The sequence below is a fragment of the Allobosea sp. BK604 genome, assembly GCF_004341515.1.
Taxonomy (GTDB): domain Bacteria; phylum Pseudomonadota; class Alphaproteobacteria; order Rhizobiales; family Beijerinckiaceae; genus Allobosea.
The window spans coordinates 399,846-408,571 of the sequence record NZ_SLZF01000008.1 but is presented as its reverse complement, the minus strand read 5'-3'; the positions used below and the strand labels follow the sequence as shown (position 1 = coordinate 408,571).

At 65.7% G+C, this 8,726-nt stretch carries 9 protein-coding genes and 3 tRNA genes; 5 read left to right on the top strand and 7 right to left on the bottom strand.

The genetic code is table 11. From position 1 onward, the window contains the following. From EV560_RS25210 to pncB, 3 genes are all read right to left on the bottom strand, one after another. Nucleotides 1-344, bottom strand: a 344-nt coding sequence (locus EV560_RS25210; protein WP_207908106.1) for a GTP-binding protein, incomplete at its 3' end; no start/stop codon positions are given. Between the two features lie 273 nt (nucleotides 345-617). Then, nucleotides 618-1,253 (bottom strand): hypothetical protein, encoded by a 636-nt coding sequence (locus EV560_RS25205; protein WP_131858569.1) that lies wholly within the window; start codon nucleotides 1,251-1,253, stop codon nucleotides 618-620. 128 nt (nucleotides 1,254-1,381) lie between these two features. After that, entirely contained in the window at nucleotides 1,382-2,695 is a 1,314-nt protein-coding gene (gene pncB / locus EV560_RS25200) for a nicotinate phosphoribosyltransferase (protein ID WP_131858568.1), read from the bottom strand. A 195-nt stretch (nucleotides 2,696-2,890) separates the two neighbouring features. On the opposite strand from pncB, the gene EV560_RS25195 reads away from it, so the two are divergent. Further along, nucleotides 2,891-3,184 carry an Rdx family protein gene (locus tag EV560_RS25195; RefSeq protein WP_131858567.1) on the top strand — a complete coding sequence of 98 codons (294 nt, stop codon included), beginning with the start codon at nucleotides 2,891-2,893 and terminating at the stop codon, nucleotides 3,182-3,184. Nucleotides 3,185-3,364: 180 nt separating this feature from the next. Here the strand turns inward: EV560_RS25195 and EV560_RS25190 are convergent. From EV560_RS25190 to EV560_RS25180, 3 genes are all read right to left on the bottom strand, one after another. Beyond that, nucleotides 3,365-3,438, bottom strand: a tRNA-Gly gene (locus EV560_RS25190). A 145-nt stretch (nucleotides 3,439-3,583) separates the two neighbouring features. Continuing rightward, nucleotides 3,584-3,668, bottom strand: a tRNA-Tyr gene (locus tag EV560_RS25185). A gap of 150 nt (nucleotides 3,669-3,818) precedes the next feature. Further along, the gene (locus EV560_RS25180) at nucleotides 3,819-4,367 is read right to left on the bottom strand and encodes an AAA family ATPase (RefSeq protein ID WP_131858566.1); all 549 of its coding nucleotides are present in this window, start codon (nucleotides 4,365-4,367) and stop codon (nucleotides 3,819-3,821) included. Between the two features lie 83 nt (nucleotides 4,368-4,450). Here EV560_RS25180 and EV560_RS25175 point away from each other — a divergent pair, with 83 nt between their 5' ends. Next, nucleotides 4,451-5,260 (top strand): TrmH family RNA methyltransferase, encoded by an 810-nt coding sequence (locus EV560_RS25175; protein WP_131858565.1) that lies wholly within the window; start codon nucleotides 4,451-4,453, stop codon nucleotides 5,258-5,260. Nucleotides 5,261-5,266: 6 nt separating this feature from the next. On the opposite strand, the gene EV560_RS25170 is transcribed toward EV560_RS25175, so the two are convergent. Next, a complete protein-coding gene (locus tag EV560_RS25170) occupies nucleotides 5,267-5,794 on the bottom strand; it encodes a hypothetical protein (RefSeq protein WP_131858564.1) in 528 nt (175 codons plus the stop codon). A 313-nt stretch (nucleotides 5,795-6,107) separates the two neighbouring features. Here EV560_RS25170 and EV560_RS25165 point away from each other — a divergent pair, with 313 nt between their 5' ends. The 3 genes from EV560_RS25165 to EV560_RS25155 all read left to right on the top strand — a co-directional run bounded on the left by EV560_RS25165 (nucleotide 6,108) and on the right by EV560_RS25155 (nucleotide 8,630). After that, nucleotides 6,108-7,763 carry an MFS transporter gene (locus EV560_RS25165; protein WP_248312187.1) on the top strand — a complete coding sequence of 552 codons (1,656 nt, stop codon included), beginning with the start codon at nucleotides 6,108-6,110 and terminating at the stop codon, nucleotides 7,761-7,763. Between the two features lie 133 nt (nucleotides 7,764-7,896). Beyond that, nucleotides 7,897-7,971: transfer RNA gene (locus EV560_RS25160), tRNA-Thr, on the top strand. A gap of 212 nt (nucleotides 7,972-8,183) precedes the next feature. Then, the gene (locus EV560_RS25155) at nucleotides 8,184-8,630 is read left to right on the top strand and encodes a hypothetical protein (RefSeq protein WP_131858563.1); all 447 of its coding nucleotides are present in this window, start codon (nucleotides 8,184-8,186) and stop codon (nucleotides 8,628-8,630) included. The last annotated feature ends 96 nt before the right edge of the window (nucleotides 8,631-8,726 follow it).

Here is an 8,726-nt window from a genome sequence, read left to right as displayed (position 1 = left end):
TGCGGCATCGGGCCGTCAGCCGCCGACACCACCAGGATCGCGCCGTCCATCTGCGCCGCGCCCGTGATCATGTTCTTCACGTAGTCGGCGTGGCCAGGGCAGTCGACATGCGCATAGTGACGGGCCGGCGTCTCGTACTCGACGTGCGCCGTCGAGATCGTGATGCCGCGCGCCTTCTCCTCCGGAGCCTTGTCGATCTGGTCATAGGCCGTGAACGACGCGCCGCCGGACTCAGCCAGCACCTTCGTGATCGCAGCCGTCAAAGACGTCTTGCCATGGTCGACGTGACCAATCGTCCCGATGTTGCAATGCGGCTTCGTGCGGGAGAACTTCTCTTTGGCCATGACACCTTTTCCTCGACGACGGCCATGATCGGCCGGAAAAACGCGGTCGAATTAGGGGGTTTCGGCCGAGGATGCAAGCGGTCGCCGCGCGATGCGCCGCCGAAGCGCGCCACGTCCCGCCTGCATGCGTGATCATGCGTTCAGGGCATGACCTCGAGACCGCACGTTCCGAAACGGAAGCAACGCCTAGCGGAAGTGCCCGGCCACGGCAGGTCTGTTGTTCGGCGCTCGCCATTGATGAACGCTCGACCTACCCGGCTAGTGTGTCAGGCGCTACTCGCGCAGCAACCAGCCGGCGAAGGATGAAGACGCGCTGTCGATCGCCTCATGGGCCGGATCGCCGCGAATCTGGTCTGCGATCGCAATCGCGGCGAGTCCAATGATGATACCGGCGGGCGTTGCCGGCACGACGGCCGTTGAAGCAGTCCGGATACCGGTCAGGTTGGGATACTGCGTCAATGACTTGCCGGTCACGCCATCGAGCAGGATCGCATCGGCCGTAAAGCTCGCCTGGCCGCCGGGGGCCTGCAGCGATTTGACGATGATCTTCAACCTGGCGCCATGCCGGCCCGCCGGCTGGTCGACAAAGCGCTTGCGAAAGCTTTCGCGCGTGATCTGCGCCAGCGTGGTGTTGACATGGGTTTGCGCCGCGCCGCTCCTGGTCAGGGCCATGAACTTCTCGTCCCAGGCCGCTTCTTCCGGAGAAGGTGTCGTATCCGCGCCGGTAGGGTCGCGCCCGATCCGAACCGGCCGGGTTGAGGCCGGCATCAACGTACTGGCATAGGCAAGCCCGGCCTGCGGCCAGACGATCGTCGATGGACTACCCTCTGTGGGCTTGGGCATCTCGACGATCACGTCAACAATTCGCAAATCTCGGACATCGGAGATCGCAAGGCCGCGCTCGGGCATTACGCAGCCGGAGAGAACGGCCGCAAGGATTGCGGCCAGAACAAGTCTAATCATCAATGCACAGCCCCCGGCCAACGCCTCCGCCGCGATAGCCGGGGTTGGGGCCGCCCGCCAGCTCAACCAAAGCACTAGGACGATGAGACAGCGCTCGGCTGGCGTGTGGCCTCCCCTGCTCCGAACACCCGCCGATACCGCGCCACCTCGCTCGGCTCGCCCGAGGCCTTCTCCGGATTGTCCGAGAGCTTCACCGCGGGTCTTCCGTTTACCCGCGTCACCTTGCAGACCAGCGACATCGGGTCGAGCGCGCGCGAGCCGTCCGGAGAGCAGCCGACGAGGTCGTTGGTCAGGTCCGTGCCCCAGCCGAAGGCCATTCGCACCTTGCCATGGAAATGGTGGTAGACCTGCTCGATCGCGCCGACATCGAGCCCATCCGAGAACACCAGCAGCTTCTCGCGCGGGTCCCTGCCCTTCGCCTTCCACCAGGCGATGATTTCTTCGCCGGCCTGGATCGGCGGGGCGCTGTCCGGTCGAAAGCCGGTCCAATCCGCCACCCAATCAGGCGCACGGCGCAGGAAATCGGCGGTGCCGAAAGCATCCGGCAGGGCGATCAGCAGGTTGCCGCCATAGACACGACGCCATTCGTCAAGCACGCGATAAGGCGCCTCCAGCATATCCTCATCGCTGTTCGCCAGCGCTGCGAGCACCATCGGCAGCTCATGCGCGTTGGTGCCGATCGCCTCGAGATCGCTGTCCATGGCGAGCAGGACGTTCGAGCTGCCGGTGAAGCACGGCCCCAGCCCCTCCTTGAGCGCCTCGACGCACCAGCGCTGCCAGAGGAAACCGTGCCGCCGCCTGGTGCCGAAATCCGACAGGCGCAGCTCCGGCAATTGCTGGAGGCGCTCGACCTTGCTCCACATCTTGGCCTTGGCGCGGGCGTAGAGGACGTCGAGCGAGAAGCGCTTCTGGCCGTTCATCACCCGGCGCGCGCGCAGCTCGTTGATGATCGCGAGCGCCGGCACCTCCCACATCGTGCTATGGGTCCAGGCCCCGCCGAAATGCAGCTCGTACTGCCCGTCGACGCGCTTCAGCTCGTATTCGGGCAGTTGGAAGTCGGCGAGCCAGGCGATGAAATCCGGCGTGAACATCTGGGTCTTGCCGTAGAAACTGTTGCCGGCGAGCCAGATCAACTCCTTCTTACTGAAGCGGATCTCGCGGGCATGGTCGAGCTGGGCCCGCAGTTCGCCCTCGTCGACGAGGTCGCCCAGCCGGATATGCCTGGAGCGGTTGATCAGCGAGAAGGTGACGTGCACATCCGGATGGAAACGCCGGATCATCTGCAGCATCAGCAGCTTGTAGAAATCGGTATCGAGCAGGCTGCGGATGATCGGGTCGAGCCGCCAGCCATGGTTATAGGTGCGCGAGGCGATATCGGTGAGCGTCATGGCTTGAGGCGCGTGATCCGTTCGGCAGGAACACGAACGCTAGGCGAGATCGCCGGGTTTTGACAGCCGCGCAACGGCAAAGCGGTCGTGCCGGGGTTGCAGCGGCGCCGCTTGTCGCGTCACGCCGATCAGGGCAAGAGCGCAATGAGGAGCGCGGGCCGTCCCGGCCCGAAGCCCGTTTCCGCAAGGTCGATCATGTCCGAGTCGTCGAAGCCGCGCATCAGCATCACCTACTGCACGCTCTGCCAATGGTTGCTGCGCGCCGCCTGGCTAGGTCAGGAACTGCTCTCGACATTCGGCGCCGATCTCGGCGAGGTCGCGCTCGTGCCCGGCACCGGCGGCACCTTCGTCATCCGCTACGAGGACGAGGTGATCTGGGACCGCACGGTCGATGGCGGCTTTCCCGACGCCAAGACGCTGAAGCAGCGCGTGCGCGACCGGCTCGACCCGAGCCGCGACCTCGGCCATTCCGACGTGCCGAAGGAGTGAGGGTTCTCCCGCATCGCGCCCGCGGACGAAGGCTCGTATCCATTCGTCCTGGCGTGATGTCAGATCGCCAGGAGTGATGTCAGATCTCGGAGTTTGCGAAGCGCAGGGGTGACCCGCAGCTGGGAAAGCTGGAATCCGGCCCAAGGGCAGCAGCTAGGACGCCGGAAAACCTGAGGATTTTGGAGCGGGTACCGGGAATCGAACCCGGGTATTCAGCTTGGAAGGCTGCTGCTCTACCATTGAGCTACACCCGCGCCGCTTCCGAATCCGCGATGGGGGCGCCGATGTCAAGACACGGCTGCGGCGATCCAACGCGAAAGCTGCAAGGCGGTGGCGAATTGATCGGGCTGCGCAGCGGCTTTTGCGCTGCCTGCCGATCTCGCCCCACAGGGCGAAGAGTGGTGGGGGAAGTAGGACTCGAACCTACGAAGGCATAGCCAGCGGATTTACAGTCCGCCCCCTTTGCCGCTCGGGACATTCCCCCGCCGTTTGCGGATCACGACACGCGGTCGTCATCCCCAGGCCTGTTTCACTTTCGTGACGGCTGACAGGCGCGGCCGGACTTATGGTGACCGCACTCCGGTGTGTCAACCGGCAAAAAGCCTTTCACTCCGCTTTCCTGTGTCGGGCACGCTCAAACGTCGATTTGCTCGAGCAGAAGCGCCACTCGCTCCTCGATGTTCACCCGCGGCAACTCGCGCAGCTCGTAGCCATGCTCGCGATAGGCCCCTGCCACGGCATGAAAGGTCCGCTCAGCCTCGGCAAAATCCTGCTTGCGCTCGGCATCCTGGCCAAAAATCTCCTTCCAGGGCGGCGCGATGAAGACCTGGCGGCGATAGCGGAAGCGCTGTGCCGCCGCCACGACATGGGCCGGCACCGGCAAGCCGCAGAGGCGCAAATAGCCGAGCACGTCGGGAACGCCGCGATCGAAGATCACAGGCCCGGTGAGCGCCTGTGCCGCGCCATGCGACCGCAGCTCCCAGCTCAGCATCAATTCGGCGAAGAGCGCTCGGTCCGCCCAGGGCAGCGCCGGTCCGGAAATCGCCACCTGGTCGCGGATAATCGCGCGTCCGGCTTCCGGGCAGGTCGCGAAGCCGCGCGCCGCCAGGGCTTTGATGAGCGTCGTCTTGCCGGAACCCGGCCCTCCGGTGATGACGATGAAACGCTGCTGGTCTTCGGCCATATCCTCTCCTCTGCTCTCAATCCGATGCTGGCAAAATGGCGCGCGCCATGGCAGGGCAGGCATTCGCTGCTCCGGAGGTCGCCATGCCCGCGCCGTTTCGTCCCAAGCCGGCAAAGCCCGGCGGCAAGCGCCCCGGCGGGCCGCGCCGCCCCCGCGAAGGCGCCCCGCCGCCCCACCGGCCGGGCGATATCGACGAGGCCGTTCTCTACGGCGTCCATCCCGTGGTCGAAGCGCTACGCAATCCGCAGCGGCGCCATCGCCGGCTGCTCGCCACCGAGAACGGGGCCAAGCGGCTGCGCGATGAGATCGGCACTCTTCCGCTCGAACCCGAGCTCGTGCGCCCCTCCGAGATCGACCGGCTTCTGACCCCGGACGCGGTGCATCAGGGGCTTTATCTCGTTTGCGATCCCCTGCCCTCGCCAAGCCTCGACGAACTTCCGGACGACGCGATCGTGCTGGCGCTCGACCAGATCACCGATCCGCATAATGTCGGGGCCATCCTGCGCTCGGCCGCCGCCTTCGCCGCTGCGGCAGTGATCGTGACGATCCGCCATTCGCCCGCCGCCACCGGCGTGCTGGCGAAATCGGCCTCCGGCGCGCTCGAGCATGTGCCGCTGATCGCCGTGCGCAATCTCGGCGACGCGCTCGATGAATTGGGGAAGCGCGGCTTCCAGCGCATCGGCTTCGATTCGGAGGGCGAGACCGAGTTCGACGAGATTGCGTTGCGCCGTCCGCTCGTGATGGTCATGGGCGCCGAGGGCAAGGGCCTGCGCCAGCGCAGCCGCGAGCTCTGCGACCATCTCGCGCGGCTCGAAGTGCCGGGCGCGATCACCAGCCTCAACGTCTCGAACGCGACCGCGATCGCGCTCTATGCCGCGAGCCGGCGCCGCTGAAGCGCCTCAGCGCGGCCTCAGCGTCAGGATCTCGGCGTTCCCGCCCTCGGCGCTGGCAAGGTGGCGCAACCCGGCGCGCCGGTCTTCGATACCGACGCGGAGCACGCGCACCACCGGCCGCGCCTTCGTGCCCTCGATTCGGTAGATCACCGGTGTCGGCGTGGGCTGAGCGGGGATCCCCGCCCGCGCCGGCAGGTTCTCGAAGGAATCCGGGTCGATCGGCCGCTCCGGCTCGCTCTCGCGCTCGCGCACGATCGTGGTCTGGTTTCCGAAAGCGAAGGGATTGAAACCGTAGGGGCTCAACGCCCGCCCAGCGAATCGGCGCTTGAAACCATGGTGGAAGCCCGGCCGGCGCGGGCCGAACGCCTCAAGCCTGGCGCGGAAAGGCCGGGTCACCAGAGCGAACGGCCGTGCCTTGACTGCATGCATGATGTTGACGTGCCCCCGACCGCGCCCGGCTGCGGCTGCTTCTGCGGCCGGAATCAGCAAAAGGGCAAGCGCCAGGGCAGGAAGACCCGTCGCGATGCGCGGCATCGTCGCACTCCTTCTTCCGCATCTGGATCGGCCTCGGGAAGAACTATAGAATGGCTTCCTGCCCCGAGCCAACCGTCTATCGGAGTGGCTCGCGCGAAGAGGCGCAATTTCGCCGTTAGTATTACACCTAACGATGCAAGACCAAGTGCCTGATTGCACAGATTTCCTCGCGCGCGCATTCCTATCACCCAGCTGGAACTGTGCGGGGAAGCCGCCTGCCGGCAGCCGGTGGCCTCGCATCGCAAGAAATCGAGCCACAGAAATCGGGCCGCCCGGCGCTTTCCAGCATCGGGGAATCATCAGGGAGAACGCCATGAGCGTGGCACAACATTCGGAAGTGGGGGCGGCGCACCGCCCGATGACCAGGGAAGAGAAAAAGGTCATCATCGCTTCCTCCACCGGTACCGTCTTCGAATGGTACGACTTCTATCTGGCGGGCTCGCTCGCCGCGAACATCTCGGCGAACTTCTTCTCGGGCGTGAACCCGACGGCCGGCTTCATCTTCACCCTGCTCAGCTTCGCCGCCGGCTTCGCGGTGCGCCCCTTCGGCGCGCTGTTCTTCGGTCGCCTGGGTGACCTGATCGGCCGCAAATACACCTTCCTCGTCACCATGATGGTGATGGGCCTTGCCACTTTCGTCGTCGGCCTGCTGCCGGGCTATGCCTCGATCGGCATCGCGGCGCCGATCGCCTTCATCGCCTGCCGCCTGCTCCAGGGCCTGGCGCTCGGCGGCGAATATGGCGGTGCCGCGACCTATGTCGCCGAGCACGCCCCGCAGAACCGCCGCGGCTTCTACACCTCCTTCATCCAGATCACCGCGACCTTCGGTCTGTTCCTCTCGCTCATCGTCATCCTGGCGCTGCGCCTGAGCATGTCGGCCGAATCCTTCGCGGCCTGGGGCTGGCGCGTGCCGTTCCTGCTCTCGATCCTGCTGCTCGGCATCTCGATCTGGATCCGCCTGCAGCTGCAGGAATCGCCCGCCTTCACCAAGATGAAGGCTGAGGGCACGCTCTCGAAGGCGCCGCTCAGCGAAGCCTTCGGCCAGTGGAAGAACGCCAAGATCGCCCTGATCGCGCTGATCGGCGGCACCGCCGGCCAGGCCGTGGTCTGGTATGCCGGCCAGTTCTACGCGCTGTTCTTCCTCACCCAGACGCTGAAGGTCGACGGCACCACCGCCAACGTCCTGATCGCGGCGGCGCTGCTGCTCGGCACGCCCTTCTTCGTCGTCTTCGGCGCGCTCTCGGACAAGATCGGCCGCAAGCCGATCATCCTCGGCGGCTGCCTGATCGCGGCGCTGACCTTCTTCCCGCTGTTCACGACGCTGACGAAGGTCGGCAACCCGGCACTCTACAACGCCCATGACAACGTCAAGATCACCGTCACGGCCGATCCTGCGACCTGTGGCTCGTTGTTCGACCCGGTGAACGTGCGCACCTTCACCAGCCCATGCGACCTTGCCCGCAGGGCGCTCGCCATCGGCGCGCTGAACTATCAGCTCGTTCCGGCCGCGGCCGGCGCGCCGCTCAAGGTCGAGGTCGCCGGCAAGGAGGTGCCGTTCGGCGCGACCTTCAACGCCGACCTCACCGCCGCCGCCCAGGCCGCCGGCTATCCGAAGGCCGGCGATGCCGGCATCGTCAACGTCAACAAGGGTCTGAACGGCCAGTTCTGGTCGATGATCGGCATCCTGTTCATCCTCGTGCTCTACGTCACGATGGTCTACGGGCCGATCGCGGCGATGCTGGTCGAGCTGTTCCCGACCCGTATCCGCTACACCGGCATGTCGCTGCCCTACCATATCGGCAACGGCTGGTTCGGCGGCTTCCTGCCGCCCACCATGTTCGCCATCGTCGCCTCGACCGGCGATATCTATTCCGGCCTCTGGTACCCGGTGGTGATCGCGCTGATGACCTTCGTCGTCGGCCTGCTCTTCCTGCCCGAGACCAAGGACCGCGACATCTACAAGTCGTGAGCCTTCAAAAGAGCATCGCGACCAGAGGGGAGCCCCGCCGCAAGGCGGGGCTTTTTCATGTGCGCCTTCGACTCGCCGCCTGCAGTGCCTTGCCCTCGCCGCGCAACACTGATAACCGCTTGCGACTGGTCGGGCCGGCATAGCACAGCGGTAGTGCAGCGGTTTTGTAAACCGAAGGTCGGGAGTTCGATCCTCTCTGCCGGCACCACCCGCAGCTCAGCGGCGCAGTCTCCAAGCTCTTTCCGGACGCCCCTATCGCGGCGCTGGCATCGGCTTTGCACCGCCTCGCGGGCAATCCCGGCTATCCGGCTCTTCTTGCCGGACGGTCGAAGGTGAAGGTATAGCCAAGATTGGCGCGTCGAATCCCAGCGCTCCGGCACGGGCCAGGAGACGCGCAGTGCCACGGTCACGGAAGACCACATGATGGACGGACGAGAACGGCTGCTCGAACTGGCGGAACGTTGCGAGACGGCGCACAAGCCCGACCGCGCGCTCGATGCCGACATCTATGAGGCGCTCGGCTTCGCCGTCAGGCGCAAGCCCGCGCATCTTGTCAGCCGGCGCGCACCGATGGGCGGCATCTACCAGCAGGGCTCGCTCTGGAAGGCCTTGGGCACCGTCAGCGCCAATATCGATGTCGCGGTCGGCCTGCTGCGCCAGAAGGCGCCGGACTGGAACTGGAGCGTCCAGTGCCTGATCGGCGACAACAACGCCGCATTCCAGGCTCTGGTCGCCGAATGTTCCGGCAACGGCACCATGGGCTCGCTCGCGCTTTGCGCCGCCATGCTACGTGCCTTCGCCCGCTATCAGGCCGCGCAGGCCGACGCCTCACGGAAACTTGATTCCACGACCTCGCGCGACGGTTGAAGCCTTCGCGGCGCCCGTTACCTTGCCCCCCGGCTCAGCAAGAGCCGCGAGCATGATGCCGAAACGTGAAGAACGATTTTCGCGCGGCATCATGGT

Bases quoted from the DNA above. Each gene is read 5' to 3' on its own strand.
- EV560_RS25205 (WP_131858569.1), bottom strand. From the start codon at position 1,253: ATGCCCGAGCGCGGCCTTGCGATCTCCGATGTCCGAGATTTGCGAATT.
- pncB (WP_131858568.1), bottom strand. From the start codon at position 2,695: ATGACGCTCACCGATATCGCCTCGCGCACCTATAACCATGGCTGGCGG.
- EV560_RS25195 (WP_131858567.1), top strand. From the start codon at position 2,891: ATGTCCGAGTCGTCGAAGCCGCGCATCAGCATCACCTACTGCACGCTC.
- EV560_RS25180 (WP_131858566.1), bottom strand. From the start codon at position 4,367: ATGGCCGAAGACCAGCAGCGTTTCATCGTCATCACCGGAGGGCCGGGT.
- EV560_RS25175 (WP_131858565.1), top strand. From the start codon at position 4,451: ATGCCCGCGCCGTTTCGTCCCAAGCCGGCAAAGCCCGGCGGCAAGCGC.
- EV560_RS25170 (WP_131858564.1), bottom strand. From the start codon at position 5,794: ATGCCGCGCATCGCGACGGGTCTTCCTGCCCTGGCGCTTGCCCTTTTG.
- EV560_RS25165 (WP_248312187.1), top strand. From the start codon at position 6,108: ATGAGCGTGGCACAACATTCGGAAGTGGGGGCGGCGCACCGCCCGATG.
- EV560_RS25155 (WP_131858563.1), top strand. From the start codon at position 8,184: ATGATGGACGGACGAGAACGGCTGCTCGAACTGGCGGAACGTTGCGAG.